This window comes from Gordonia insulae (assembly GCF_003855095.1).
Taxonomy (GTDB): Bacteria; Actinomycetota; Actinomycetes; order Mycobacteriales; family Mycobacteriaceae; genus Gordonia; species Gordonia insulae.
In genome coordinates, this window is the sequence record NZ_CP033972.1 from 2,914,781 (window position 1) to 2,939,576 (window position 24,796).

The 24,796-nt window shown below is 68.2% G+C and carries 27 protein-coding genes; 9 read left to right on the plus strand and 18 right to left on the minus strand.

Annotation, left to right across the window (positions count from 1 at the left end; all coding sequences use genetic code 11):
* Window positions 1-4: 4 nt before the first annotated feature.
* The gene (locus D7316_RS13300; RefSeq protein WP_124708667.1) at window positions 5-1,126 is read right to left on the minus strand and encodes an ROK family transcriptional regulator; all 1,122 of its coding nucleotides are present in this window, start codon (window positions 1,124-1,126) and stop codon (window positions 5-7) included.
* 42 nt (window positions 1,127-1,168) lie between these two features.
* On the opposite strand from D7316_RS13300, the gene D7316_RS13305 reads away from it, so the two are divergent.
* Complete coding sequence (locus D7316_RS13305; RefSeq protein WP_124708668.1) at window positions 1,169-1,939, plus strand: SDR family NAD(P)-dependent oxidoreductase; 771 nt, start codon at window positions 1,169-1,171, stop codon at window positions 1,937-1,939.
* A gap of 70 nt (window positions 1,940-2,009) precedes the next feature.
* On the opposite strand, the gene D7316_RS13310 is transcribed toward D7316_RS13305, so the two are convergent.
* Together D7316_RS13310 and D7316_RS13315 are read right to left on the minus strand one after the other, a co-directional pair.
* A complete protein-coding gene (locus D7316_RS13310) occupies window positions 2,010-3,278 on the minus strand; it encodes a L,D-transpeptidase (RefSeq protein WP_124708669.1) in 1,269 nt (422 codons plus the stop codon).
* Between the two features lie 95 nt (window positions 3,279-3,373).
* The gene (locus D7316_RS13315) at window positions 3,374-3,937 is read right to left on the minus strand and encodes a helix-turn-helix domain-containing protein (protein WP_124708670.1); all 564 of its coding nucleotides are present in this window, start codon (window positions 3,935-3,937) and stop codon (window positions 3,374-3,376) included.
* Window positions 3,938-3,985: 48 nt separating this feature from the next.
* Here D7316_RS13315 and D7316_RS13320 point away from each other — a divergent pair, with 48 nt between their 5' ends.
* Together D7316_RS13320 and D7316_RS13325 are read left to right on the plus strand one after the other, a co-directional pair.
* Window positions 3,986-5,011 carry a class I SAM-dependent methyltransferase gene (locus tag D7316_RS13320; RefSeq protein WP_124708671.1) on the plus strand — a complete coding sequence of 342 codons (1,026 nt, stop codon included), beginning with the start codon at window positions 3,986-3,988 and terminating at the stop codon, window positions 5,009-5,011.
* A gap of 88 nt (window positions 5,012-5,099) precedes the next feature.
* Complete coding sequence (locus tag D7316_RS13325) at window positions 5,100-6,086, plus strand: NAD(P)/FAD-dependent oxidoreductase (RefSeq protein ID WP_124708672.1); 987 nt, start codon at window positions 5,100-5,102, stop codon at window positions 6,084-6,086.
* Between the two features lie 12 nt (window positions 6,087-6,098).
* Here D7316_RS13325 and deoC read toward each other — a convergent pair whose 3' ends face one another.
* Window positions 6,099-6,776, minus strand: coding sequence for a deoxyribose-phosphate aldolase (gene deoC, locus D7316_RS13330; RefSeq protein ID WP_124708673.1), 678 nt, complete (start codon window positions 6,774-6,776; stop codon window positions 6,099-6,101).
* A gap of 42 nt (window positions 6,777-6,818) precedes the next feature.
* On the opposite strand from deoC, the gene purU reads away from it, so the two are divergent.
* Entirely contained in the window at window positions 6,819-7,718 is a 900-nt protein-coding gene (purU, locus tag D7316_RS13335) for a formyltetrahydrofolate deformylase (RefSeq protein ID WP_124711320.1), read from the plus strand.
* A gap of 70 nt (window positions 7,719-7,788) precedes the next feature.
* On the opposite strand, the gene D7316_RS13340 is transcribed toward purU, so the two are convergent.
* The 6 genes from D7316_RS13340 to D7316_RS13365 all read right to left on the minus strand — a co-directional run bounded on the left by D7316_RS13340 (window position 7,789) and on the right by D7316_RS13365 (window position 12,767).
* Window positions 7,789-8,613 carry a DUF1542 domain-containing protein gene (locus D7316_RS13340; protein WP_124708674.1) on the minus strand — a complete coding sequence of 275 codons (825 nt, stop codon included), beginning with the start codon at window positions 8,611-8,613 and terminating at the stop codon, window positions 7,789-7,791.
* Between the two features lie 175 nt (window positions 8,614-8,788).
* The gene (locus tag D7316_RS13345) at window positions 8,789-9,916 is read right to left on the minus strand and encodes an LmeA family phospholipid-binding protein (protein ID WP_124708675.1); all 1,128 of its coding nucleotides are present in this window, start codon (window positions 9,914-9,916) and stop codon (window positions 8,789-8,791) included.
* A gap of 12 nt (window positions 9,917-9,928) precedes the next feature.
* Window positions 9,929-10,747 (minus strand): carbon-nitrogen hydrolase family protein, encoded by an 819-nt coding sequence (locus D7316_RS13350; RefSeq protein ID WP_124708676.1) that lies wholly within the window; start codon window positions 10,745-10,747, stop codon window positions 9,929-9,931.
* 71 nt (window positions 10,748-10,818) lie between these two features.
* On the minus strand, window positions 10,819-11,520 hold the full coding sequence (locus tag D7316_RS13355; protein ID WP_331852570.1) for a methyltransferase domain-containing protein: 702 nt from the start codon (window positions 11,518-11,520) through the stop codon (window positions 10,819-10,821).
* 101 nt (window positions 11,521-11,621) lie between these two features.
* A complete protein-coding gene (locus D7316_RS13360) occupies window positions 11,622-12,131 on the minus strand; it encodes a DUF2505 domain-containing protein (protein ID WP_124708677.1) in 510 nt (169 codons plus the stop codon).
* 141 nt (window positions 12,132-12,272) lie between these two features.
* Complete coding sequence (locus tag D7316_RS13365; RefSeq protein ID WP_124708678.1) at window positions 12,273-12,767, minus strand: DUF2505 domain-containing protein; 495 nt, start codon at window positions 12,765-12,767, stop codon at window positions 12,273-12,275.
* Between D7316_RS13365 and D7316_RS13370 the strand changes: the two genes are divergently transcribed.
* On the plus strand, window positions 12,766-13,926 hold the full coding sequence (locus D7316_RS13370) for a UDP-N-acetylmuramate dehydrogenase (protein WP_124708679.1): 1,161 nt from the start codon (window positions 12,766-12,768) through the stop codon (window positions 13,924-13,926). The two genes, D7316_RS13365 and D7316_RS13370, sit on opposite strands and share 2 nt — an antisense overlap.
* 8 nt (window positions 13,927-13,934) lie before the next feature.
* Here the strand turns inward: D7316_RS13370 and D7316_RS13375 are convergent, their stop codons facing one another.
* The 6 genes from D7316_RS13375 to D7316_RS13400 all read right to left on the minus strand — a co-directional run bounded on the left by D7316_RS13375 (window position 13,935) and on the right by D7316_RS13400 (window position 19,331).
* Complete coding sequence (locus D7316_RS13375; RefSeq protein WP_124708680.1) at window positions 13,935-15,011, minus strand: alpha/beta fold hydrolase; 1,077 nt, start codon at window positions 15,009-15,011, stop codon at window positions 13,935-13,937.
* A gap of 28 nt (window positions 15,012-15,039) precedes the next feature.
* Window positions 15,040-15,891: a MerR family transcriptional regulator gene (locus D7316_RS13380; protein WP_232016897.1), complete on the minus strand. Its 852-nt coding sequence runs from the start codon at window positions 15,889-15,891 to the stop codon at window positions 15,040-15,042.
* A 125-nt stretch (window positions 15,892-16,016) separates the two neighbouring features.
* Window positions 16,017-16,313: a DUF2516 family protein gene (locus tag D7316_RS13385; protein WP_124711322.1), complete on the minus strand. Its 297-nt coding sequence runs from the start codon at window positions 16,311-16,313 to the stop codon at window positions 16,017-16,019.
* 86 nt (window positions 16,314-16,399) lie between these two features.
* Entirely contained in the window at window positions 16,400-17,257 is an 858-nt protein-coding gene (locus D7316_RS13390; RefSeq protein ID WP_124708681.1) for a histone H1-like repetitive region-containing protein, read from the minus strand.
* A gap of 4 nt (window positions 17,258-17,261) precedes the next feature.
* A complete protein-coding gene (locus D7316_RS13395) occupies window positions 17,262-17,732 on the minus strand; it encodes a helix-turn-helix domain-containing protein (protein ID WP_124708682.1) in 471 nt (156 codons plus the stop codon).
* 246 nt (window positions 17,733-17,978) lie between these two features.
* On the minus strand, window positions 17,979-19,331 hold the full coding sequence (locus tag D7316_RS13400) for a DUF445 domain-containing protein (protein WP_124708683.1): 1,353 nt from the start codon (window positions 19,329-19,331) through the stop codon (window positions 17,979-17,981).
* Window positions 19,332-19,371: 40 nt separating this feature from the next.
* On the opposite strand from D7316_RS13400, the gene D7316_RS13405 reads away from it, so the two are divergent.
* Genes D7316_RS13405 through D7316_RS13415 form a run of 3 tightly spaced genes read left to right on the plus strand, consistent with a single transcriptional unit; the run spans window position 19,372 to window position 21,951 of the window.
* The gene (locus D7316_RS13405) at window positions 19,372-20,196 is read left to right on the plus strand and encodes a TetR/AcrR family transcriptional regulator (protein WP_124711323.1); all 825 of its coding nucleotides are present in this window, start codon (window positions 19,372-19,374) and stop codon (window positions 20,194-20,196) included.
* A 40-nt stretch (window positions 20,197-20,236) separates the two neighbouring features.
* Complete coding sequence (locus tag D7316_RS13410; RefSeq protein WP_124708684.1) at window positions 20,237-21,046, plus strand: SDR family NAD(P)-dependent oxidoreductase; 810 nt, start codon at window positions 20,237-20,239, stop codon at window positions 21,044-21,046.
* 35 nt (window positions 21,047-21,081) lie between these two features.
* Window positions 21,082-21,951, plus strand: a complete 870-nt coding sequence (locus D7316_RS13415) for a polyphosphate kinase 2 family protein (protein ID WP_124708685.1) — start codon at window positions 21,082-21,084, stop codon at window positions 21,949-21,951.
* A 105-nt stretch (window positions 21,952-22,056) separates the two neighbouring features.
* Here the strand turns inward: D7316_RS13415 and D7316_RS13420 are convergent, their stop codons facing one another.
* Window positions 22,057-23,268: a benzoate/H(+) symporter BenE family transporter gene (locus tag D7316_RS13420; RefSeq protein ID WP_408610005.1), complete on the minus strand. Its 1,212-nt coding sequence runs from the start codon at window positions 23,266-23,268 to the stop codon at window positions 22,057-22,059.
* 57 nt (window positions 23,269-23,325) lie between these two features.
* On the opposite strand from D7316_RS13420, the gene D7316_RS13425 reads away from it, so the two are divergent.
* Window positions 23,326-23,853: a helix-turn-helix domain-containing protein gene (locus D7316_RS13425; protein WP_124708687.1), complete on the plus strand. Its 528-nt coding sequence runs from the start codon at window positions 23,326-23,328 to the stop codon at window positions 23,851-23,853.
* Between the two features lie 77 nt (window positions 23,854-23,930).
* Here D7316_RS13425 and D7316_RS13430 read toward each other — a convergent pair whose 3' ends face one another.
* Window positions 23,931-24,734, minus strand: a complete 804-nt coding sequence (locus D7316_RS13430) for a heparin-binding hemagglutinin (protein WP_124708688.1) — start codon at window positions 24,732-24,734, stop codon at window positions 23,931-23,933.
* Window positions 24,735-24,796: the final 62 nt, after the last annotated feature.

Genomic DNA, 24,796 nt, shown 5'->3' on the forward strand with positions numbered 1-24,796 from the left:
GGCGTCAGTCCGCCGCCGTGGCCCCGACCGGATCGGTGTAGATCACGCTGAGTGCGACGACCACCGCCGCACTCTCCTGGACCCGAATACCGAAGCGGGACGGCGCGATCTCGAGCGGGCGCCGATTGTTGGTCGCGGCGTCGAAGGCGGCCTGCACCGGTGCGAGTCCGTCGGGATGTGCGGCGAACGCGTCGCCGGCCACCACGACCGCGTCCGGGTTGATCACATCGCGCAGCAGGGCGACCGTCGCACCGAGGACCTCGGCACGCTCGTCGGCGATCACCGAGGCGTTCTCCGCGACCCCCAGCCGTTGCGCGGCGCGGCGCGCCGCCGAACTCCCGATCACCTCCTGTAGCCGGGCACGGCCGCCGGGCGCGAGTTCCGGCGCGACAACGGGGAGGTGCGCGATGGAACCGGCTCCCCGTAACGGCATGTGCACCTTGCCGTCGATCGACATCGCCATACCGACGGTCTCGCGTGCATAGAAGAACAGGCCGGTGCCGTCGAACTCCCGCGGATAGGTCAGCAGCAGTTCGGCCGCCGCCATCGCCTGCACGTGCTCGCACACCGAGACGGGCACGCCGAGTTCTGCGGCCACCATCTTCCCCACCGGGACCCGCTGCCACCCGAGGACCGGGTGATCGATGATGCCGGTGGCCGCGTCGACGATCCCGCCGGACGCGACACCCGCCCACAACAGCCTCCGTCCACTGAAACGTGCTGCCAGTTCCCGCAATTGGATGCAGAGGTCGCCGACCTCCGCCGAATCACGGGGCGTCCGGACGGCGTGGCTGTAGAGCGTCCGGCCGCCGAGGTCGGCGATGGCGAGCAACGTCCTTCGCGCGCCGATGTGCATGCCGGCGACGCACAGCTTGTCGCGGTCGAGGGTCAAGGGGTTCTTCGGCCGGCCGATACCACCGGGATCGACGAGGTCGGGACGTTCGACGACGAGTCCGAGCCGGGAGAGCGCGGTGACCTGACGGTTGATGGTCGCGGGTGACAACGTGGTCGCGGTCGAGAGATGGTCGCGGGTCACCGGGCCGTTGACCCGGATGGCCTGGAGCACCGAGGCCGCGGGAAGAGATCCCACCTGCAGTGCCGCGGGGACGACTCCGGTGGGCGACATGGAACGAATTTAGCAACCGATCTGCCTCGCTAAGCTGATCTCATGAGCAGCAGCACGGCACAACCAGGTTCGTCGGGGACGGAGAAGAAGGTCGCGGTGGTCACCGGGGCGAGCTCGGGCATCGGGGCCGCGACCGCGCGCCGATTGGCCGCGCAGGGCTATCACGTGGTCCTCGGCGCACGCCGCACCGAGCTCGTCGAGGAGCTGGCCGCCGAGCTCGGCGGCACCGGCCGTCAGCTCGACGTCACCGACGAGACCTCGGTGAATGCGTTCGTCGAGGGCCTCGACAGTGTGCACGTCCTGATCAACAACGCCGGTGGCGCCAAGGGCCTCGATCCGGTCGCGACCGCCGACCTCGACGACTGGCGATGGATGTGGGAGACCAACGTCCTCGGGACGCTGCGGGTGACCAAGGCACTGATTCCCGCATTGATCGATTCCGGAGATGGACTCATCGTGACGATAACCTCCATCGCGGCGCTCGAGGCGTACGACAACGGCTCCGGCTACACCTCCGCGAAGCACGCGCAGGCGGTCATGCATCGCACGCTGCGCTATGAATTGCTCGGAAAGCCCGTACGCCTCACCGAGATAGCACCCGGCATGGTGGAGACGGACTTCTCGCTGGTCCGCTTCGACGGCGACCAAGAGCGCGCGGATGCGGTATACCAGGGCCTGACACCGCTGACCGCCGACGACGTCGCCGAGGTGATCGGATTCGTCGCGTCCCGGCCACCGCACGTCGACCTCGATCAGATCGTCCTCAAGCCCCGCGACCAGGCATCCGCGCGGCGCAACGTCAAGACGGGTTGATCCGCAGACACGTTCGAGCAGATGGCGTGGGGCGTATCGGAAACCGATACGCCCCACGCCATCTGAAAGGTCAGCCGGCCGGTACGGGCGCCGGCGCGTTCGACGTCGGGGCACCGGACGGGGTCGCCGGTGCGGTCACCTGATCCGGGTCACCCTTGATCGCCGACATGCCCTGCCACTGCGACCAGTCGAAGATCCAGTCGAAGATGTCGCCGTCGGCCTCCGACAACGGGATCCGGGTACCGGTGACCTCGACTGGGTCGCCGTAGATCGCCGATTCGAAGTAGCGCTGCGCGTTCTCCAGCGAGAGGTTGATGCAGCCGTTGGTGACATTCGACGACCCTTGCACACCAACGGTTTCCGGGTTCGCGTGAATGAACTCGCCGTTGTTGGAGATGCGCACGGCAAAGCGTTCGCGGATGTTGAAGTAGCCGGCGGCGGGGTTGCTCATGAAGAAGTCCTCATACTTCTCACTGACCACGTGGATGCCGGAGCGTGTCACGTTACGGTCGAGGTCGCCGCCACCGTAGCTGCACGGCAGTGTCATCAGGACGCCGCCGTCGCGGATCACCACGATCTGGTGCGACGACGCCTCGGCCTTCACCACCTGCGAGCGGCCGATGGCGAAGTCGCTGGTCACATCCGCGGCTCCGTAGGCTCCGCCGCCGTGGTCGACGCCGTACAGGTTGGCGGTCATGTGCACCTTGGTCCCCGGTGCGTAGTACTCCTTGGTGCGCCAGTGCACCCGGGAGCCGTTGTCCTCGCCCAGCCAGGCCCAGCCACCCTCGGTGGGCGGCTCGGTGGTCACCTTCAGTGCCTTCTCGACCGCGGCCTTGTCCTCGACGGTGCCGTCGAACTTGAGGATGATCGGCGCGGCGATCCCGACCTCCTGGCCGTCACCGATGTTGACCACCACGTTGAGCTGCTGCTCGGGTGACAGCGTGGTGAACGAGCCGGCGACCGGTGTCGTGACCCGGTCCGTCCCGATCGCGCTGCCCTGCCACGTGTACTTCGTCCCGTAGCCGAGCGGCTCGGTGATGGTGAACGTCTTCTGATCGTCCGACATCGTGCCGGCGACGACCTTGCCGTTCGGGTTCAGCAGCTTGATGTCGGGGTTGAGCAGGCCGTTCTCCGCCCGCACCGACACCGTGGCGGTCGGGTTGGGGGCGTCGTCGGAGTCGAGCGCGGGTGTGTAGACCACGTTGACCGTCGGCGACTTCGGCTTTCCGTCGTCGGTCCCGGAATCGGTTGTCGAGCAGGCCGCGGCGGCCAGTCCGACGGCGCCGAGGCCGGCTGCCGTCAGGACTGTTCGGCGGGAGAGGGGAGGATGCGCACTCATAACGGATCCCAGGATACCGAGAAAAGCCGTGCAAACCCGTTCTGCCTGCTGTGATATGGCTGTGACGGTGCGCTCAGCACAAACACCCGGCCTGCTCAGCCGGGGATGTGCGCCCGCTCACCGTCGTGATCGAAGATCGAGACGATCTCGGCCGGGCCGTCCACGGCGGTCATGCCGTGCGGCACCATCGTCGAGAACTCGGCCGCCTGACCGGGCGGGACCAGGATGACGCGATCGCCCAGGTAGAGCCTGATCGTCCCCGAGATGACGGTGAACCATTCGCGGCCCGGATGCACGCCGAGGTTGTCGGGGTCGACCCGGTGTTCCGGGGTGTACCGCATCTTGGCCACGGTCACCCCGCCCGGCGCGCCGTCGCGCGAGAGCTTCCACATGGTCATCCCCGCCCAGGAGTGTGGGTCGGGCCGAATGACGACGTCGTCGTCGCCGACCGGCTCGACGAGCTGATCGAGTGAGGTCCCCAGCGCCCGAGCGATCGGCACGAGCTGATCGAGGGCGACACGTCGATGGCCCGTCTCGATGCGGCTCAACGTCGAGGGGCTGAGAAAACACCGTGCCGCCAGCGAATCGAGCGTCCATCCCTTCGCCAGGCGGAGCCCACGGATGCGCTGACGCACGACGGCATCGATTTCTTGCTCCATGCGCAAGAGTGTATGCGCTGAGAGCATGGCCGCGCTACCGTCGAGGACATGGCACACTCTCCACGCCCTCAGCACGACCACGGCGCCCATTCTCACGGCGCACACTCGCACAGCGCCCACTCGCACAGCGCGCACGCCCACGGCGCCCATGCCCACGGCGCCGAACATCCCGACGCCGACACGATGGCCACCGTCCTCGACCTCGACGCCGTCGTCGCCGCGGAGTACCTCACCGAGGTACCCGACCGGATCGCCGCGTTCGTCGCCGAGCCCGGCACGATCATCGACCTGGGTTCCGGTACCGGGACCGGCACCCTCACCCTGGCCCGACGATTCCCCGCCGCGGACGTCGTCGCGCTCGACAACTCGCCGAAGATGCTCGCGAGGGTCGCCGACGCCGCCGCGACGGCCGGACTCGCCGACCGCGTGCACACCATGACGGCCGAGCTCGACACGGCCCTCCCCGACCAGCTCACCGGGGTCGACGTGGCGTGGGCGTCGTCGACCCTGCACCATTTCGCCGACGCCGAAGCCCTGCTGCGGTCGACGTTGCGGGCGCTTCGGCCGGGCGGCATCCTGGCCGTCGTCGAGATCGCCGAACCACCCACCTTCCTGCCGGCCGACTCCGCCGACGGCGCGGTGGAACTACGCCTGCGTGAGGCGATCATCGGCCACGGCTGGAACGGCGGCTCGAACGGACAGGATCACTCCCCGTCGCTTCGCTCGCCCCTGCACCATTCCCCGTCGCTTCGCTCGCCCCTGCATCACTCCCCGTCGCTTCGCTCGCCCCTGCCCGAGTGGGCGCCGGTCATCACCGCTGCCGGTTTCGAGATCGTCGAGACCCGCGACATCGTCACCGCCCTCGACGACCCGCCCGCCGAGGCCGCCGAGTATGCGGTCGCCTGGCTGTCGCGGGTCCGGGTCGGCATCGCCGACGACCTGTCCCCGGCAGATCTGGCCGTCCTCGACCGCCTCCTGCTCGACGGCGATCCGACGTCGCTGAGACGGCGCGACGACCTCACCGTTCGCAGCCGGCGCGTCGCCTGGATCGCACGTCGCCCGCACGACTCCTAGTCCGCCCGACCACCCTGGACCAACGGTCCACCGGTCACCTCACCTCACCTCACCTCACCTCACCTCACCTCACCGAAAGCGAGAAACCATGAGTACCAAGACCTTCGACGTGGCCATCGTCGGCGGCGGTCCCGCCGGCCTCAGCGCCGCGACCACCCTGGCCCGATCACTGCGCTCCGTCGTCGTCCTCGACGCCGGCCAACCACGCAACGCCCCCGCCGGATCGACCGAGCCCGCTCGCTACGCTCCCGGCGCCCACGGTGCCCACAACGTCCTCGGCCACGAGGGCATCTCTCCCCTCGATCTGCTCGAGAAGGGCCGCGCCGAGGCCCGCGGCTATGGCGCCGAGATCCGCTCGACGGAGGTCGTGGATGCCGCGCGAAATGACAACGGCTCCTTTGCTGTGAGTCTCGGCGACGGCACCACGATCACCGCGCGACGCCTCGTGCTCGCGTCGGGCCTTGTCGACGAGCTGCCGGAAGTGCCTGGTGTCCAGGAACTCTGGGGATCGTCGGTGCTGCACTGTCCGTACTGTCACGGCTACGAGGTGCGGGGCCGGCGCATCGGCGTACTCGGCACCAGCCCGATGTCGGTGCATCAGACACTGATGTTCCGCCAGCTCAGTGACGACGTCACCCTCTTCACCCACACCATGCCCGAGATCGGGGCCGACGAGGCCGAACAGCTCTCGGCCCTCGGCGTGACCGTGGTCGACGGGCCCGTCGACCATCTGGCGATCACCGACGGGGCCCTCCGGGCAGTCGTGCTCGGCGATGGCTCGGAGGTGGAGCGCGACGCCGTGGTGGTGGCACCACGCTTCGTCGTCCGGTCCGCTCTCTTCACCCGACTGGGCGGCGTCCTCGCCGACCATCCGATGGGTGGGCAGTACGTCGGCACCGGCATGATGGGCCGCACCGACGTCCCGGGCGTCTGGGCGGCGGGCAACGTCGCCGACCTCGCGGCCACGGTCGCCGTGTCGATGGGTGCCGGGGTCAGCGCCGGCGCCGCGGTCAACGCCGATCTGATCGCCGAGGACGCCCGGTCGGCGGTGGAGGCCCGGCGGGTCAGGGCCTAGGGTCCGAGGGCGCTACCCGGGGAAGCCGTCGAGCACCGCGCGCGACGCCGACAGTCCGAGCCGGGTGGCGCCGGCGCCGATGAGTTCGGCCGCGAACTCGGCAGTCCGGATCCCACCGCTCGCCTTGATCCCGACGCGATCCCCGACGGCCGCCCGCATCAACCGGACGGCCTCCACACTCGCACCGCCCGCCGGGTGAAAACCGGTGGAGGTCTTGACGATCGATGCCCCCGCCATCGCGGCGCGGCGGGACACCTCGGTGACCGTGTCGGGACCGGCGAGGTCGAGCAGCGCCGCGGATTCGATGATGACCTTGAGCACGATGCCCTCGCCGATCGCCTCCCGCACGGTCAGCACGTCGGCGAACACCTCGTCGAAACGGCCGTCGACCGCGGCACCGACGTCGATCACCATGTCGATCTCGTCGGCGCCCGTGTCGACGGCCAGCCGTGCTTCGGCGGCCTTGACCAGCGAGTGGTGTTTGCCCGACGGGAATCCGGCCACCACGCACGTCTTCTGCGCGCCGGTGTCGATCGGCAGCATCGACGGCGACAGGCACACCGCGTACACCCCGAGGTCGGCGGCTTCGGCAGCGGTCGCCTCGGCGGCGGCACGGGTGGCCTCCGGCTTGAGCAGTGTGTGGTCGATGAGGGCCGCGACGTCGCGGCGGGTCAGGTCGCTGGTGGTCACACAGACGAGCTTGGCACACTGACATGTGTGGCAGTACCTGAGATGACCTCCGCAACGACCACCGCCGACCGAGCCGAACCCGAGCACCGGTATGTCCTGACTCTGGGCTGTCCCGACCGCACCGGCATCGTGGCCCGCATCTCCGGCTTCCTCGCCGAGATCGGCGGATGGATCACCGAGGCCGCCTATCACTCCGACGCCGAAACCGGCTGGTTCTTCACGCGGCAGACCGTGCGTGCCGAATCGGTGAAGATGGGCGTCGACGAGATGCGGTCGCGTTTCGCCGCCGAGGTGGCCGCCGAGATCGGTCCGGAGACCGAATGGCGGCTGACCGACAGCGGTGCGCCGAAGTCGGCGGTGCTGCTGGTCAGCAGGGAAAGTCACTGCCTGGTCGACCTGCTCGGACGCGCACACCGCGGCGAGCTGCCGGCCACCGTGTCTGCGGTCATCGGCAATCACCGTGACCTCGAGGAGCTGACCACGCGCTTCGACGTCCCGTTCCACCACGTGCCGTTCCCCGCGCAGGGCAAGGCGGCCGCATTCGACGCCGTCGCCGAGATCGTGGACGGGTACACGCCGGACGCCGTCGTCCTGGCCCGATTCATGCAGATCCTGCCGCCGCAGCTGTGCGAGGCGTGGGCCGGTCGCGCGCTCAACATCCATCACAGCTTCTTGCCGAGCTTCGTCGGCGCACGGCCGTACCACCAGGCGTTCGCGCGGGGCGTCAAATTGATCGGCGCCACCTGCCATTACGTCACCGCCGACCTCGACGCCGGCCCGATCATCGAACAGGATGTCATCCGGGTCGATCACAGCGACACCGTGGCGGACATGGTCCGTCAGGGCCGGGATATCGAGACGATGGTGCTCTCACGCGGACTGCGCTGGCACCTCGAGGACCGCGTGCTGGTGCACGGGCGCAAGACCGTAGTGTTCAGCTGATCCCAGCCGACCCGGCAGGAGCGAGCTCACCGGCCGTTACCGGTCGGCCCCTCGGGGATCGAGCGGGCGGTCAGAAGTCGAAGCCGCCGAAGTCGCCGCCACCGTCGAAGAAACCGCCGCCGCCGTCACCGCCACCGTCGAAGAAACCGCCGCCGCCGTCACCGCCGTCGCCACCACCCATGTCGCCGCCACCATCGCCGCCGTCGCCACCGCCGTCGCCGCCATCGAGGGCGCCGGCATCAGAACCGTCACCGGCACCGCTCTCGAATGCGTTGGCGTCGTAGTTGACACCGGCCATGCCGGAGAACATGGCGGAGAACAGGAACATCGAGCCGATGCCCCACGCGCCGGCCACCAGCGCGGGCTTCCACCACGGTTCGGAGTACCAGCCCGCGGGGACCGGCCGGCCGGCGACCCGACCACCCGGGTAGTAGTTCGGTGTCCGCTCCGAGGGCCCCGGGGACGCCTCGACCTGTCGGCCCTCGAACTCGACCGTGCGGTCCTCGGTGACCGCACCGGCACTCTTCTGGCCCTCGAGTTCGGGGATGACCGGGCCGGGGTCGAGGTTCATCGCGGTGCGCGCGGCCCGGATGTAGTAGAGCCCCTCGATGGCGGTCTGCTTCGCCAGCCGCGCCTGTGCGGGACTGTTGGCCTGCTCGATCTGCGAGCCCGCGGCGGTGTAGCGCTCGCCGGCGTCGGCGAGCGCCTGCTTGGACGCCGGGCCGTCGCCGACCAGCATGTAGACCTGGCCACCGAGCCGCTCGATCGCCTGTCGGGCATCGGCCTTCGCATCGTCGAGCGACCGGGCCGCGTTGGCGCCGGACCGCTGCTGCGACACCACGACGATGCCGACGATCACCACGACCACGAGAGCGATCAGGATCAGTGCGCTCATGTTCTCCTCCGTTGGGGGTACAGCTCACCCGTCATCTCGGGGAGCCTGCCTCCCGAGGAGCAACAGGGCGACCCGCCAGACCGGCAAAATCGGACATCTCCCAGCGTACCGACGTCGACGGGCAGTGTCGGATCGGCGCAGGTCCGGGGTCTCGTGTCCGGTCCGGAGCGTGCGGTCAGGCGGCCGAGCAGTCGCCGGAGCCGCCCGCGACCTGGCCGTCGAGCGCGACGTCCTGACCATCGACGGCGAAGTCGACGCCCTGGTCGGTGACCTTCAGACTCTTCACCGTCACCTCGTCGAACAGCTTGCCGAACATCGAACCGGTCACGCTGTCGACGACCTGCTGGGCGAAGTCGGCCGGGATGCCGAAGATGAACGCGTTGGCCTCGACGACCTCGAAGCGGACCCGGCCGTCCTGCAGGATCGGCTTGATGGTGGTGGACACCGGGATCGGCAGGAAGGCGAGTTGCACCGACGAGTCGACCTTGATGGTGCCATCGGCGGCGTTGCCGGAGACCGCCTCGATGCTGGCGCCCTGCATGAGTCCGCTCGCACCCGATTGGCCGTTCTGGGTGCCCGACGACGTCCCGCCGCCGGAGGCGGTTGCCGACTTGCTCATCGCGACGACACGGTCGAAGGGGATGAAGCCCGTCCCGACCAGGGATTGGATGGTCGACTTGTCGCCGTCACCCTTGATGTTCTCGGCGCGCGCGTGCAGGCGCATCTGTCCCGGCTGGTCGACGGTGTCGACCTGGACGAACGGGATGTCGTTGCCAAAACCCTGCAGCAGCATCGGTTTCCGGCTCAACGAGACGTTCGTCTCGGTTCCGGTCAGCTCGGTGAAGGCACTCTGCATGCAGTCGGTGGCCTTGTTGCGCAGATACAACTCGCTGCCGACCGCCGCGATCACGAGGACGAGGACGACCGCCGCGGAGACCGCGGCGATGATCTTGCCGGTGTTCCGCCGGGCCGGCGACGTCGCGACCACGCCACCCTGGGCGGTCGGCGGCACCGGCGTGAATCCGTCGTTCGGGCCGAACGACGACGTCTGCCCGGGATCCTCGAACTTCGCGGTGTCGGCGCGCGACATCTGGGAGTAGGCGCGGGGAGATTGATCGGTCGGCGCGGCGGAACCCAGCTTGGCGGTCGGGTCACCGGTGTCCGACGGGTAGGCGGGGGTCGGCTCATCGTCGGTCCGACCGCCCGGCTCGGACGGTGGCGGCGTTGCGTCCTCGGGACCGCTCGTGGCCTCGCCGCTCGTGCCGTCGGCGTTCTTGTTCTCGCTGTTCTCGCTGTCGGTCATGTCGTGAGGTCCTCAGTTGGTGATCGGTCGCGAGACCTGTGGGATGGGCCGCTGGTTGTCGAGCACGGCCAGGGCGGTACGAGCCTTTTCCACGGCGCTGACATCGACGTCGTGGACCCCGACCTGCACGCCTTCGTCGTATGCGGCGACCACGCTACCGAAGGGATCTGTGAGTTGGCTGTGTCCTGTTCCGGTCGGCGCCGACGACTCGCGCACCGACGATTCGGTGGGCACGGCCTGCCCTACGGCCGCGACGAACGCCGTCGAATCCAGCGCCCGGGCCGTCGCCAGCACCTCCCATTGGTGAACCTTGCCGGGGCCGGCTCCCCAGGAGGCCGGCACCACGATGAGCTCGGCGCCGCGACGTGCCAGTTCCGTGAAGAGTGCCGGGAAACGTATGTCGTAGCAGGTGGCCACGCCGACGGTGACGCCGCCGACGTCGAAGGTCAGCGGCTCGGTCCCCGGGGCGACGGTCCGGGACTCGGCGAACCCGAATGCGTCGTAGAGGTGGATCTTGTCGTACGACAGCCGCGTGCCGTCGGGCGCGGCGACGACCAGGGTGTTGCGCACCCGCTCGCCGTCGGGGGTGAACATGCCGGCGACCACCGTGAGGCCGTGCCGGGCCGCGATCTCCGATACCCCGGACGCCCACGGGCCGTCCAGGGGTTCGGCCACGGGCCCGAGCGGGACCCCGAAACGACACATCGTCGCCTCGGGGAACACGACCAGGTCGGCATTCCCCGCCGCGGCGTCGGCGGCGGCCGATTCGACCACCGCGAGGTTGGCGGTCGGGTCGGTGCCCGACGTGATCTGCGCCATCGCGATTCGCATGGCACCAGGGTAGTGATCACGGACTTCGTGACAACTGGACTTCGTGACAAACGGACTTCGTGACAAGGGGGTCACTCTGTCGGCGCGACCGCCGCCCACGGCACCGACAACACGTTGTCGACGGTGCGACCGCGCGGGATCGTGACGTCGACGCCCTGCGCACGCAGCAACGTCAGCGCCTGCCGCCACCGCGACCGCGGCCCGAAGGCCGCGTGCGTCGCCGCGACGTCCCAGCTCCGATCCGCGAGCTGCAGCAATCGGTGGATCGGTTCGCCGGGCACATTGCGATGGATGAGGCTCTTCGGCAGCCGTTCCGCGAGTTCGGAGGGCCGCGCGGTGTGCTCGGGCGCCCAGCACAGCGTCAGACTGCGCGGTCCGCCGGCGTCCAACAGCACCCAGCTGCATCGACGCCCGATCTCGTCGCAGGTGCCCTCGACGATGAGGCCACCGGGAGCGAGTGCGCGTTGCATCCGCGCCCACGCGTCGGCCACCTCGGCCTCGTCGTACTGCCGAAGGACATTGAATGCGCGCACGAGTTGTGGTGCCAGTCCGGCCAACTCGAATCCACCGAGCCCGAAGCGGACGCCGTCACGTTCCGCGACGACCCGTTCCGGGTCGATCTCCAGACCCACGACGTCGACGCCGGGAGCGACGACGCGCAGGCGGGTCGCCATCTCCACCGTGGTGTCCGGGCGGGCGCCGTAACCGAGGTCGACGACCAGTGGTCGGGGCACCGCGGTCAGGACGTCGAGGACCACGGGGCTGTGCGCCATCCAGCGATCCACCCGGCGAAGCCGGTTGATGTTCGTGGTGCCACGTGTGATCCGACCGGAGATCCTCCTGTCGCCGGGCACGCTCTCGCCGTGACGGGCCGTCAGAGGTTCTTCTTGACCCAGTCCGCCGCGTACTCGGCCTCCGCACGGAAGAGGTCCACGAGGTTGACCAGCATCAGCTGTTCGAGTTTCCCGTTGACGAACGGGATGAAGACCTTGACCTCGGTGGTCTTGCGGATGGTGCAGCCGGTCTCGGTGGGGAACAGTTCCTGCCAGCCGTTGAGGCTGCCCGGACCGGCCGGGATGGAGGCGTTGTAGTTGCCCTTGGTGTTGTCCGGGTCGAACGGGCCGAACGATTCCTCGCGGGTGATGACCATGTCCTTCATCAGCACCGTCTGGGCGAGGGCGGGAAGTTGGTCCCGGCCGATCGTCTGTTTGAGGACGACGCGGAGTCCGGTCTCGTCGGACGTGAAGTCGTCGACCTCGCAGTGCGGCGAGATCATCTGGAAGCCCGCCATCATGTCGTCCCAGTACTGCCGGGTGCTCTGCGCCTGATAGAGCGTCTCGGCGGGATGGGTGAAGCGTGCCGAATAGCTGAGCCGTCGTGCCATTCGACCAGGCTAACCGAGCGCCGGTCGGCGACCCAAGTCGCTGCCCTTCCGGAGGCTGCGCATCCCCCGCGCCCGAGGACGAGGCCTGCCGCGTCGTCCCGCCGCGTGCGGAGGGAACTTGCGGCCGTATCGGAGGGCGGGTCAGCGGTTGGCGGCCTCCCAGGCCACGGTCTGCTCGCGCTCGGAGTCGAGGAGCTCGACGAGCTGGTCGATGATGGCCTTCTCGATCTTGCCGCCGACGAACGGCACACTCACCTCGACGTCGGCGGTGTAGGTCGTCGACGCGGGGTCACCGGCGACCACCAGGGTGCCGTTCACCTTCGCCGGTGCGCCGGCCACGGTGGCGACGATCTCACCGGTGATCTGGTCGCCGGCCAGTCGGAAGGTGCTCCGGCGCGGGATCTCGAGGTCGCCGGGGCGGACCTTGGTGACGATCGACGGCAACTTCTCCTCGGGCACGCCCTGCTGCATCGTGACGGTGACCGTGTCGTCGCCGGCCGCGAAGGTCTCGAGTTTGCCGTGGCTGGAGTTGATGGCCTCGAGCAGGTCGCGCCAGTACTGCTCGCTCGAGAGGACCTCCCAGAGCCGCTGAACCGAGAACGGGTAGGACACCGCGTGTTCCATCTTGCTGGCCATGAGGGGGAGAGTACCGGACCGCCGAAGTGCGACTACGGTTACACAGGTGACCGACTCAGGGGTGAACCGAACCGCGCCGGCGGCCCCCACCAGCCATCTCGCCGCCAGCCGTCTCGCCGCACTGACCACGCTGCGCCTCGGCGGGCCCGCGCGCAACGTCGTGCACTGTCCCGACACGCGTGCCCTGGTCGACGAGATCACCGCCCTCGACCAGGCCGGAGAACGTCTGCTGCTGATCGGCGGTGGATCGAACCTGGTCATCGCCGACGAGGGGTTCGACGGCACCGCCGTCCTCATCGAGAGTTCACGGGTCGAGTTCGGCACCGGACGAGAGTCGGGCCGCGCGCATGTCACGGCCGATGCCGGAGTGGGCTGGGATGACCTCGTCGCCGCCACCCTGGAGGCGGGATTCGGTGGGCTGGAATGCCTTTCCGGGATTCCGGGGGCGGCGGGAGCAACACCGGTACAGAACGTCGGCGCCTACGGCGTCGAGGTGGCCGATCTGCTCCGCAGCGTGCAGGTACTCGATCGCCGCACCGGCAAACTGCGATGGGTGGCGCCGACCGAACTCGGCCTCGGCTACCGCACCAGCAACCTCAAGCATCGTCACGACCACGTGGTGGTGGCGGTCTCGTTCTGGCTCAACGACGACGGGGTGAGCGCGCCGGTGCGCTACCGCGAGTTGTCCTCGGCACTCGGCATCGAGCCGGGTGACCACGCCGACGCGGCCTCCGTACGCGAGCAGGTGCTGGCCCTGCGCCGCGGCAAGGGCATGGTGCTCGATCCCGACGATCACGACACCTGGAGTGCGGGTTCGTTCTTCACGAATCCGATCGTCGCCCCCGACGACGCGACGGCGATCCTGGGGCGCATCCACGAACGTATCGGCCGCGACATCACCGTGCCGACCTATCCCGCCGAGGAAGGCGTCAAACTCTCGGCGGGCTGGCTGATCGAGCGCGCCGGATACGCGCGCGGCTATCCCGGCCCGGACAGCCCGGTCCGCCTGTCCACGAAACACACCCTGGCCCTGACCAATCGGGGCGAGGCGACCACCGACGAACTCCTCGATCTGGCGCGCGACGTCCGCGACGGCGTCCGCCAGGCCTTCGGCGTGACGCTGCACCCGGAGCCGGTGCTGGTGGACTGCTCGTTCTGACCCGGCCGTCAGCCGACGGAGGACGACGTGCGCGCCGTGTCCGCCAGGATCTCGTCGAGGATCTCGTTGAACCGCACGCCGGCCTCGATGCTCGACATGTGGCCGACACCGTCGAGGACCAGCAACTCGCGCAGATTTCCGTTGCGCTGCAACACTTCTGCCATCTGTTCAGCATGCACCGGCGGGGTGAGACGGTCATCGGTGCCGACGATCACCGTGGTCGGGACGGTCAGGGCGTCGAGGCCCGCGGTGACGTCGAGCTTGCCCATGGCCGATCCCCATCCGGCACGCGATCGGGGCGGGCAGGTCGCGATCATCTCGTCGACGAACTCAACATGCGAACGCCGTGCGTTCGGTCCGAGCGCGATGTAGTGCGAGAGCCGGGCGCCGTACGGCGTGTGCGGGATCGGCATCGGGGTCGACGTGAAGAGCTTTCCCACGGTGGCCTCGAAGGGCTTGGTGTAGCGCGGCAGGTCGACGGGGATCAGCAGATGGTTCTGCAGGACCGCCTTCGCCGCGGTCGAGGTGAGTGCCACCCCGGAGACCAGCGTCCCCACCTTCTCGGGGTTCTGCGCCGCCCAGGACATGATCGTCATGCCGCCCATGCTGTGGCCGACGAGGACCGCGCGGCGTCCCTCCGGGACGACCTCGGCGAGCACGGCGTCGAGGTCCTGCCCGAGCATCGCGATGGTCGGCCGGGCCCGGCCCAGATCGCTGCGCCCGTGGCCGCGCTGGTCGTAGGCCACCACCGGGCGTGTCTCGGCCAGGTGATTGATCTGCGGGTACCAGTACGCGACGTTGCACGTCCAGCCGTGGACCATGACGACGATGTCGGCGTCGGGGTCGGCGTCGGGGCCGTAACGCTCGACGTTGAGGCGGGCCCCGTCGACTGTGGTCACCGCGATCCGCTGCGGCTCGGCCGACGGCGCGCTGAGCAGTTCGTCGGGGCCGTCGTCCACGGCCTGCTCGGCGCGGAAGGCGTCGCGCAGCAGGCCCGCGAAGATCGTTCCGACGCCCACGGCGACGGCCCCTACTCCGGCTGCCACGACTGCGCCCGTCGCGATCGCCACTGATCGTCTGTTCATCTCTCCCCCTTGCACCGACGCCGATGTGTCAGTCGGTTCGGTCGACCACGCTACGTGCCCCGTCGGCGGCGTCGAAGCCCACCCGGTCGACGCCCGCGTCGTCCTCGGTCCCGGATTCGGCCGCGTCGTCGAGCATCCCGTCCTGCGCCAGGAGTTCCGGCGACGATGCGTCGAAATACGTGCTGGCCTCACCGATCGCGACGGAGATCTGCTTGTCGAGCGCCTGCCGGAACGTCGACTCGACGATCTCGTGGGCCATCGGCCGGACCGTCTGGATCAGCTCGGCCATCTTGCTGACCTGTTCCTCACCCAGGTCGGGCAGGTTCTCGTCGAAGTACTTGTCGGTGATGATCGACACGAAACTCTTGGCGACGTCCTCGAGGTCGTCCTGCACCCGGACCCATCGGTCCAGTAGTACATCGATGTCGACACCCGCCTTGACCAGCGTCTCGGCCCCTTCCAGCAGCTCCGGGTTGCGAATCGCGTAGTGCGCGCCGTCCTTGGCGAGCAGTCCCAGCTTCTGGCTGAGCGCGATCGACCGGTCGCTGGCGTTGAGGGTCTTGCGCAGCTCGGTGATGGTGATCGTGGCGGCACGTTTGAAGTTGCGGAAACGGCCGCTCTTCGGAGCGCCCCGGAAGATCTGTTCCACCCGCATGCCGTGGTGGGCGGCGTGCAGCAACTCGCTGATCGTCGCGAACGTGTACCCACGCTCGAGCATGCGGGAGATCAGGTTCAGACGGACCAGGTGCTCGTCGGAGTACCACCCGGTGCGTCCTCTGATCGTCGGCGGCGGCAGCAATCCGCGGTCTTGATAGACGCGGATGTTGCGCACGCTGACCCCGGACGCCTGTGCCAGGTCGTTGATCCGATACTCGGCCACTTCGCCAGTCTATTCAGTCGCGTGCGTCGCCGACGGCGACCCGCCCGGTGCGGGCCCCGGAGTCGTCGGCCCGCGTCATGTGCGAGCAGCAGTTCGTCACTGTCCCGGACGCTTCGCTCGCCCTGTCATGCCTTCTTGCTGAACCAGGACTTGCCCTGGATGGAATCGACGCGCGGACGCACATCCACCAGGTAGACGAGCATCGCGACGACACCGATCAGGCCGAGGAAGTTCACCGCTCCGAACAGCCAGATGAACAGGGTCGCCGCCGCCAGGATCGACACCCAGATGACTTTGCTCTGCCGGTCGACGGCCGGAAAAGCATCGGAACGCTGCACGGCAGCATGAACCAGCGCCACCGCCGATGCGACACCCGCGATGACCGTCAGGGCCAGCAGGATCAGGTTTTGCCCGTAGGCCATCACACTCAGTAGATCCACGACACCAGCTTAGACATGTCGACGGACTCCGCGATCCGGACGAACCCGTCAGTGTTGGTCACGCCCGGTCAGGACCGCTTACGCGCGGTCCGCCCCGATGCGGCTTTCTTCGCCGGCGCCTTCTTGGCTGCGGTCTTCTTGGCTGCGGTCTTCTTCGCTGCGATCTTCTTCGCTGCGGTCTTCTTCGCCGCGGTCTTCTTCGCTCCCGCCTTCGTGGCCGGAGTCTTCTTTGCCGCCGCCTTCGTGGCCGGAGTCTTCTTCGCTGCCGCCTTCTTCGCGGGGACCTTCGTCGCGGGGGCCTTCGTCGCCGCTACCTTCTTCGCGGGGGCCTTCTTGGCCGGGGCCGTCTTGGCCGGGGCCTTCGTGCCGGGAAGTGTCTTCGCGACAACCTTCTTCGCCGGTTCGAGCACCACCTCGTCGGCCTTGCTCGTGGTCAGACCGGCCAACGCCGCGGCCCGCTCCCCTACTGCGCGCGTTTGTCCCGAGATGCTGCCGAGTGCCTCCTCGGTGATGCCGACCGCGTCGTTGTAGACCTTCTCCAGCTTCGGCAGGTTCTCCTCGACGAGCGGCTGCGACTTGAGCCGACCGACGACTTCTTCGCCGCGCTCGGACAATGCGGTCAGCAGACCCGCGGCGACCGCGAGATACGCCTCGGCCACCTTCCGGAGTTCATCGGGGCCGAACCGGGCGACGAGATCGTCGATGTCGGCGGGCAGCTCCACCGGCAGCGCCGAGAGCCTGGTCCTCGCGTCCTCGAAGATGGCCAGCGCGGAGTCCCTGGTCTCGTCGACCCTGCTCTGGGCCTTGGTCTGCGCCTTGCCGAGCCGCTTCTGGGCTTCTTCACCGGCGGCTTCGCTGCGTTCGCGCAGATCTGTGAGCAGTGCCGTCACCTGTTCGATGACGGGGGTCAATGGGTTCTCCGGCATGGATTCACTCCTTGGCGTCGATGTTCTCTCTTCGGAACGACTCATAGATCTCCAGCAGCATCTGCTTCTGGCGTTCGCTGATCGAATCGTCCGCGAGCAGTGCGTCGCGGACGGGGCTCGCCGGCCGTTCCTCGAGGATCCCGGCGCGAACGTACAGCACCTCTGCAGACAGCCGCAGGCCCTTCGCGATCTGCGCGAGGACATCGGCCGAAGGCTTGCGCAGACCACGCTCGATCTGGCTGAGATACGGGTTGCTCACACCCGCTCGCTCAGCCAGCTGCCGCAGCGACACCTCGGCCGCCACCCGCTGTGAGCGGATGAATCCGCCGATGTCCTGGGCTGCGGTGGCGACCGCGTCGCCGGCGGCCGACGCCACGGCCTCGACCGCTTCGACCGGACCGGCCGAACTGTCGTCGTCGGCCGACGGCTCGTCACCGTCGACCGGCTCGGGCAGTTCGTTCTCCTGCGGTTCCATCACGCTCCTGTCACATTCCCCGTCGCTCCGCTCGCCCCGGCGCATTCCCCGTCGCTCCGCTCGCCCCGGCGCATTCCCCGTCGCTCCGCTCGCCCCGGCGCGTTCCCCGTCGCTCCGCTCGCCCCGGCGCATTCCCCGTCGCTCCGCTCGCCCCGGTTCCTGGTGACCAGTATCTGCGGCGGTGCTAGCTGGTGCAAGCAGGGTGTTAGCCGTCGTCGTCGAAAGTCCGAGAACGCGGACCCTGCCCTACCCGAAGATCAGCACCGACACCGTGTAGATCGCCAGGCCGGCCAACGCTCCGACGACGGTGCCGTTGATCCGGATGAACTGCAGGTCACGCCCGACCTGGAGTTCGATCTTGCGGCTGGTGTCGTCGGCGTCCCAGCCGCGAACGGTCTCGGTGATGACCGAGATGATCTCCTGCGAGTAGTTGACCGCGACGTGCCGGGCGGCCCGGGCCACCCAGCCATTCATCTTCTCCTGCAGCGGACGGTCGTCGCGGATCCGGATCGCAAGCTGGATCACCGCATCCGACAACGAGTTCCGCAGCGTGCTGTTCGGATCCGTGAGCATCTGCTCGATGACGGCCTTGCCCGTCTTCCAGGCCGTCGACGCCGCGTCGGAGACCTCGTCACGCCCGATGAGTTCCTGCTTGATGCCCTCGAACCGAGCGATCATCTCGGGGTCGTGCTGCAGGTCATCGGCGAACTGCTCGACGAACTTGTGCATGGACCGGCGCAACTGATGGTCCGGGTCGGTGCGCACCTTGTAGGTGAAGTCGACGAGCTCACGGTAGATCTTGTCGCCGAGCATCACGTTGACGAACTTGGGCTTCCACGACGGTCCCACGTCCTGATCGACCACCCGGTCGATGACGTCCTGGCTGCCGAGTGCCCAGTCGTGCGCGCGGTCGCAGGCCAGCTGGAAGACCGGCTCCAGGCGATCCTCGGCGATGAGTTGCTCGAGGATCCGACCGAGCGGCTGCGCCCATTCCGGTTCGCCCGCCCACTTGATCGCGTACATGATCAGCTTCTCGACGTCTTCGTCACGCAACATCTCCGACGCCAGGGAGATCAGCCTCGCGGCCTCGTCGGACACCCGCGGCGCATTGACCGGATCGGCCAACCACGTGGACAGTCGGCGCGGCAATTCGAGGCTCGTCGCCCGATACTCGATCACCTCCGGCGTCATGAAGTTCTCTTCGATGAAGCCACCGAGCTGGTCGCCGATGTCGTCCTTCTTCTTGCGGATCAGCGCGGTGTGCGGGATCGGCAGACCCAGCGGATGTTTGAACAACGCGGTGACCGCGAACCAGTCGGCCAGAGCGCCGACCATGCCGGCCTCCGAGGCCGCCCGCACATAGCCGACCCAACCGGCGACGTCGGTGCCGTCGCGGTGCTCGAGATACCGGGTGAACAGGTAGACGATGGCCGCGAAGACCAGGAAACCGGTTGCGACGACCTTCATCCGCCGCAGGTCTCGACGTCGCGATGCGTCGCCTGCGGTGTCGGCACCAAAGCCGGGTGAGGTCCGCGGCGGGTCGTCCGCGGATGGCCGCTCCGGTCCACCGGAAACGTCCGAAATGACTGTTGATGCCATTGGACCAGTTTTACCCGCCACCCACTAGGCTGGCCAGGTGATGGCCAATCGCCCGAGTCCCGCCGCCGCGGCGCGAGCCGCGGTGGCCGCCGCCGCGAATGTCACGCGGGGCCTCGAGCACGCGTTGCTGACGACGGTGACCGAGGTCGTGGACAAGCCGGACGGGCGGCGTCAGCGCTGGGAGAAGCACAAGGCCGCCCGACGAACCGAACTCACCGACGGCACGATGGATGCGGTGCGCGCGCTCGGTGCCGATGCCGGGATGGACGAGATCGCCGCCCACATCGGTGTGTCGAAAACCGTTCTGTACCGCTACTTCACCGACAAGAACGACCTCGGCGTGGCGACCGCGGTGCGATTCTTCGAGACCATCCTGCTACCGCGACTGACCGAGGCGATCACCGACGACGTCGACGAGTACACGCTGACCCGCACGGCCATCAGCGTGTACGTGCACGCGGTCGCCGACGAACCGAATCTGTACAAGTTCGCGTTGACCAGTGCGCCGTCGTCGACGGCCACGGCCGACTCGGAACGCCTGGTAGCCCAGTTGATGACCAGCGTCATCGTGCTGCGGATGACCGAACGCGACGCCGACACCTCCGGTGCCGAGGTCTGGTCCAACGCCCTGGTCGGCGGCATCCAGCGGGCGGTGGACTGGTGGATGACCACGCGCGCGATCCCGGTGAACGACCTGATCGACTACCTCACGATGCTGTCGTGGACGTCCATCGTGGGCATCGCGTCGTACAAGGGCTCCCGCGAGGCGTTCATGGCGGCACCGCCACAGATGCCGGAACCGCCCGACCAGGTCGGGGACGACGACATCGTCGTCGACGACGAGATCATCGATGACATCCGGTAGGGGATCTCACATCAGTGGACGCCCGGGGAAGGGACGACGAATGAGCCGTACCGCGCTGGTCACCGGCGGTAGTCGCGGGGTCGGGCAGGGTGTGGCGGCAGCGCTCGTCGCCGACGGCTGGACCGTCTATGTCACCTCTCGACACGGGTCCGGTCCGGACGGCACGATCCCGCTGACCTGTGACCACACCGACGACGACGCCGTCGCCGAGGTGTTCGCACAGATCGGACGGGACGCCGACGGGCTCGATCTGCTCGTCAACAACGCGTGGGCGGCACCGCGTGGTTTCGGGGGCTTCTCCGACCGATTCTGGGAACGCCCGGTCGATGACTGGGACACGCTGATCGGGGTCGGCCTCCGAGCGCACTACGTCGCCTCGACGCATGCCGCGCGGATGATGGTGAGTCGCGGCAGCGGCCTGATCGCCTCGATCTCTTCCTTCGGTTCCCGCGGGCACCTGCATTCGGTGCTCTACGGCATGAGCAAGGCGGCCCTCGACAAGATGGCCTTCGACATGGGACACGAACTCGCCGGCACCGGGGTGACCGCGGTGTCCTTGTGGCTCGGCCTCATCCGCACCGAACTCCTACTCTCCCTGGGGATCGACGAGTTCGCCGGTTTCTCGTTGCAGCGTGCCGAGGACCCCGAGTTCGTCGGCCGGGTGATCGCGGCGCTCGCCGACGATCCCCGGCTCTCCGACCACAATGGCCACACCCTGGTCACGTCGGAACTCGGTGCGGGATACGGGATCACGAACAACGACGGCACGCCTCCGGACTCACATCGGGGCGCGTTCGGCGGGGGTCCCCTGTTCCCGCCGTCGACCGCCTCCGCCGACCAGGTCGTCTGACCGCAGCGAGCACGCCACAACGAGGAGGCAGTTCGATGGGCAAACACACCAAGACCGCAGGATGGGGCACACCGCCCGAGGAGGCTCTGCGCGTGACGGTGACCGGGCCGATCGCCGCGTTCGACCCGTCGAGCACGCCGGGTTTCACCGGGGACAAGGACTCCGGTACCGCACTGCTCAGTGAGCGCGGCGCAGTGTTGGCCGATCTGCAGGAGTTGTTGTACGCCAACGGCCGTAGCGGCGATCATCGGTCGGTACTCCTGGTGCTGCAGGGCATGGACACCGCGGGCAAGGGCGGTATCGTCCGCCACGTGGGCGGACTCGTCGATCCGCAGGGCCTCACCATCCGGGGCTTCGGCAAGCCCACTCCGGAGGAGCTGTCCCACGACTTCCTCTGGCGGATCCATCGTGCGTTGCCGCCCGGCGGACGAATCGGTATCTTCGACCGCTCGCACTACGAAGACGTCCTGCCCGTGCGCGTGCACAATCTCATCCCGAAGTCCGAGTGGGAGAAGCGATACGAGATGATCAACCAGTTCGAGCGCGACCTCGTCGCCTCGGGCACGACGATCATCAAGTGCGCCATGGTGGTGTCGAAGGCCGAACAGAAGGCCCGACTCGCCGAGCGCCTCGAGCGTCCCGACAAGCACTGGAAGTACAACCCAGGCGACATCGACGAGCGCGGCTTCTGGGACGACTACCTCGAGGCCTATCAGGCGATCTTCGACCGTTGCGACAGCGACGCCGCACCATGGTTCCTCATCCCGTCGGACCGCAAATGGTTTGCCCGACTGTCGATCTGCGAACTCCTCATTCACGCCCTGAAAGGCCTGGACCTCGACTGGCCGAAAGCCGACTTCGACGTCGAGGCGGAGAAGAAGCGGGTTGCGGCGCTGACGGAGTGAGGCGTACGCCAGCAACGGGTTCCAACCCGGGCGACGTTCCACTGCGCCTCTGATCCGATCGGCTCCGCTCGCAGACTTCGACCCTCCGAACAGCAATCCGGGAATCTACCCGTCGGTCTCCGCCGATTTCCCCACTCGAAGCACCGCGTGTGCGACCAACCCGATCACCAGACCCCAGAACGCACCGCCGATGCCGAAGAAGGTCACTCCGGACGCCGCGGCGACAAAGGTCAGCGCGGCGGGCACACGGGTCTCGACGGCGGTGAACGCGCCGACGATCGCCGCTGCGAAGGTTCCCAGAAGTGCCAGTCCGGCAACGGCTTCCACCAAACCTCCCGGCGCGATTGCCGCGATGGTGACCAGGACCCCGGACAATGCGGCCAACACCAGATAGGTGATCCCCGCGGAGACGCCGGCGATCCAGCGTCGAGATCGATCCGGGCCGGCCTCGTCGCCGGCGGCGAGTGCCGCCGACAGGGCGGCGAGGTTGATCGCGTGACCGCCGAACGGCGCCGCGACGATGGTGCCGACGCCCGTGACCGTCATCGCGGCACGCCACGGGGTGGCGTAGCCGAACGACGAGAGCACCGCCACGCCCGGGATGTTCTGGGACGCCATCGTCACGATGAACAGGGGCACCGCGAGCCCGACGATCGCGGCGAGGTCCAGCTCCGGCACGGTGAAGGTCAGCGACGGAAGCCAATTCGTCGGTGCTGCATCGTCGGCGCCATTGACCGCCACGTGGACACCGATGACCACCAGCGCCGTGACCATGGCCAGTGGCAGCGCCCAGCGGGGCAGCCATCGGGTGGCCGCCAGCCAGACCACCAGCACCGGGATCGTCAGCACAGGTGCGTCGACCAGCGATCGCATCGGCGCCAGGCAGAGCGTGATCAGCACGCCGGCCAGCATCGCCTGCGCGATGGGAGTCGGAATCCGCGAGATCAGGTCCCCCAGGGCCGGCACGAGTCCCGTCACCACGATCAGCACACCGACCACCACGAAGGCACCCACCGCCGCCGCCCAGCCCGCGTGATACGACGCCGCCATGCTGGCCAGCAGCGCTGCGCCGGGCGTCGACCAGGCCAGCGTGATCGGCGCCCGGGTACGGACACTGAGCACGACGATGCCCAGCCCGAAGATCACCGTCAGCGCCAGGAGGCCGGACGCGGCCTGCTCGGCGCTGGCTCCTACGGCCCGGAGACCCGCGATGACCACCGCGAACGACGAGGTGAATCCGACGAGCGCGGTGACGATTCCCGCGACGATCGGCTGCTGCAGCCGGGAGGGTGCTGTGGTGGTCACCCGAGCGACCATACCCGAGACGTTCCGTAAACAGAACGCTATGATCGGGGACGACAGTGAGGACGGACAGTGACCGTGGAGCAGCGCCGGCATGCCGTCGGCAACCGGATCGCCGCGATCCGGGCCGATCGCGGCTTCTCGCTGTCGGAACTCGCTCGGCGAGCCCGCATCGGCAAGGGGTCACTCTCGGAAATCGAATCCGGGCAACGTAACCCGACGCTGGATACCCTCTACGCCGTCGCCGGACCCCTCGGTGTGCCGTTGACCGCCCTGCTCGACGAGGACGCGGGCACCGAAGGCAGTGGGGAGTTCCTGCACGCGCAGATCCTGCACGTCGAGCACCACCCCGACGGTGCAACCACCGAGGTCTTCTGGTTACGGGTGCGCCCAGGCGGTGTCCGCACCTCCCCCGCACACGGCGCCGGGGTGACCGAGAACGTTCACGTGGTGGCCGGCGAACTCGACGCCGGCCGACTGGGCGCCGAACGGCACGCGGGGCCGGGCGAGACGCTGCAATGGATCAGCGATGTCGAACACACCTACCACAGCGCGGCGGGCGCGACCGCGGTGCTCACCATCCACTCACCGCGTCCCTGACACCCGGACAGCACTCGGCCCCGCCCACCCATCGGGTGTGCGGGGCCGAGATGTTTTGGTCGAGAATCTATCTCAGATCAGCTGGTCGCCTTCTTGGCGGGAGCCTTCTTCGCCGGCGCCTTCTTGGCCGGAGCCTTCTTGGCAGCAGCGACCTTCTTGGCCGGCGAGGAGTTGGCGGTGCGCGCCTTGCCCTCGACAGTGCCTGCGGCGCCACTGATCTCATCGGCGGCATCCGCGGTCTGGGCCTTGAACGACTGACCGGCATCCTCGATCGCCGAGGCTGCATCGCTGGCGGCGTCCTCGATCGCGTCGGTGGCGTCGATCGCCACGTCCTCGACCTTGCCGCTCACGCGGCCGGCCAGCTTGGCGGCACGCTCGCCGACGGTACGGGTCTGCGAGGAGACCACACCGAGGGTGTCCTCGGTCAGATCGACGGCGTCGTTGTAGACCTTCTCCGCACGATCCAGATTCTCCTGGACCAGCGGCTGCTGACGCAGACGCTCGACGGTCTCCTCACCGCGCTCGGCGAGCGAGTTGTAGAACTCGGTCGCGCTGTCGAGGTAGCTTTCGGCAGCCTTGCGCAGCTCATCGCTGGTCAGCTTGCCGCGCAGCTCCTCGATGCCGGCGGGCACGTCCTCGGGAAGCGTGTTGAAGCGGGTCTTGGTGTCCTCGAAGGTGCTCTTGGCATCTTCGACGGCCTTCTCGAGGCGCGCCTCGGCAGCCGAGCGGGTCTCCTCGATGCGGGTCTGAGCGGTCTCGCTCACGGTTTCGGTGCGCTCGCGCAGCTGCGCGACGATGTCGTTGAACTGGGCGACGACGTAGTCACCGGCACCAACGGCGGCGTAGATCGGATTGGCAAGTGTGCGTGTTGATTCACTCATAGTGAACTCCTCATTGGATTGTGGTCGATTGGTGATGTCACCGATTACGTTGCGACACAAGG

Coding starts and splice junctions, on each gene's coding strand:
- D7316_RS13375 (WP_124708680.1), bottom strand. CDS start 15,011: ATGAACAGACGATCAGTGGCGATCGCGACGGGCGCAGTCGTGGCAGCC.
- D7316_RS13365 (WP_124708678.1), bottom strand. CDS start 12,767: ATGGCCAGCAAGATGGAACACGCGGTGTCCTACCCGTTCTCGGTTCAG.
- D7316_RS13360 (WP_124708677.1), bottom strand. CDS start 12,131: ATGGCACGACGGCTCAGCTATTCGGCACGCTTCACCCATCCCGCCGAG.
- D7316_RS13315 (WP_124708670.1), bottom strand. CDS start 3,937: ATGGAGCAAGAAATCGATGCCGTCGTGCGTCAGCGCATCCGTGGGCTC.
- D7316_RS13305 (WP_124708668.1), top strand. CDS start 1,169: ATGAGCAGCAGCACGGCACAACCAGGTTCGTCGGGGACGGAGAAGAAG.
- D7316_RS13340 (WP_124708674.1), bottom strand. CDS start 8,613: ATGAGCGCACTGATCCTGATCGCTCTCGTGGTCGTGGTGATCGTCGGC.
- D7316_RS13300 (WP_124708667.1), bottom strand. CDS start 1,126: ATGTCGCCCACCGGAGTCGTCCCCGCGGCACTGCAGGTGGGATCTCTT.
- D7316_RS13320 (WP_124708671.1), top strand. CDS start 3,986: ATGGCACACTCTCCACGCCCTCAGCACGACCACGGCGCCCATTCTCAC.
- D7316_RS13400 (WP_124708683.1), bottom strand. CDS start 19,331: ATGGCATCAACAGTCATTTCGGACGTTTCCGGTGGACCGGAGCGGCCA.
- D7316_RS13355 (WP_331852570.1), bottom strand. CDS start 11,520: ATGGCGCACAGCCCCGTGGTCCTCGACGTCCTGACCGCGGTGCCCCGA.
- D7316_RS13370 (WP_124708679.1), top strand. CDS start 12,766: ATGAGGGGGAGAGTACCGGACCGCCGAAGTGCGACTACGGTTACACAG.
- D7316_RS13390 (WP_124708681.1), bottom strand. CDS start 17,257: ATGCCGGAGAACCCATTGACCCCCGTCATCGAACAGGTGACGGCACTG.
- D7316_RS13430 (WP_124708688.1), bottom strand. CDS start 24,734: ATGAGTGAATCAACACGCACACTTGCCAATCCGATCTACGCCGCCGTT.
- D7316_RS13405 (WP_124711323.1), top strand. CDS start 19,372: ATGGCCAATCGCCCGAGTCCCGCCGCCGCGGCGCGAGCCGCGGTGGCC.
- D7316_RS13345 (WP_124708675.1), bottom strand. CDS start 9,916: ATGACCGACAGCGAGAACAGCGAGAACAAGAACGCCGACGGCACGAGC.
- purU (WP_124711320.1), top strand. CDS start 6,819: ATGACCTCCGCAACGACCACCGCCGACCGAGCCGAACCCGAGCACCGG.
- D7316_RS13410 (WP_124708684.1), top strand. CDS start 20,237: ATGAGCCGTACCGCGCTGGTCACCGGCGGTAGTCGCGGGGTCGGGCAG.
- D7316_RS13385 (WP_124711322.1), bottom strand. CDS start 16,313: ATGGCCTACGGGCAAAACCTGATCCTGCTGGCCCTGACGGTCATCGCG.
- D7316_RS13325 (WP_124708672.1), top strand. CDS start 5,100: ATGAGTACCAAGACCTTCGACGTGGCCATCGTCGGCGGCGGTCCCGCC.
- D7316_RS13420 (WP_408610005.1), bottom strand. CDS start 23,268: ATGGTCGCTCGGGTGACCACCACAGCACCCTCCCGGCTGCAGCAGCCG.
- D7316_RS13415 (WP_124708685.1), top strand. CDS start 21,082: ATGGGCAAACACACCAAGACCGCAGGATGGGGCACACCGCCCGAGGAG.
- D7316_RS13395 (WP_124708682.1), bottom strand. CDS start 17,732: ATGGAACCGCAGGAGAACGAACTGCCCGAGCCGGTCGACGGTGACGAG.
- D7316_RS13350 (WP_124708676.1), bottom strand. CDS start 10,747: ATGCGAATCGCGATGGCGCAGATCACGTCGGGCACCGACCCGACCGCC.
- D7316_RS13310 (WP_124708669.1), bottom strand. CDS start 3,278: ATGAGTGCGCATCCTCCCCTCTCCCGCCGAACAGTCCTGACGGCAGCC.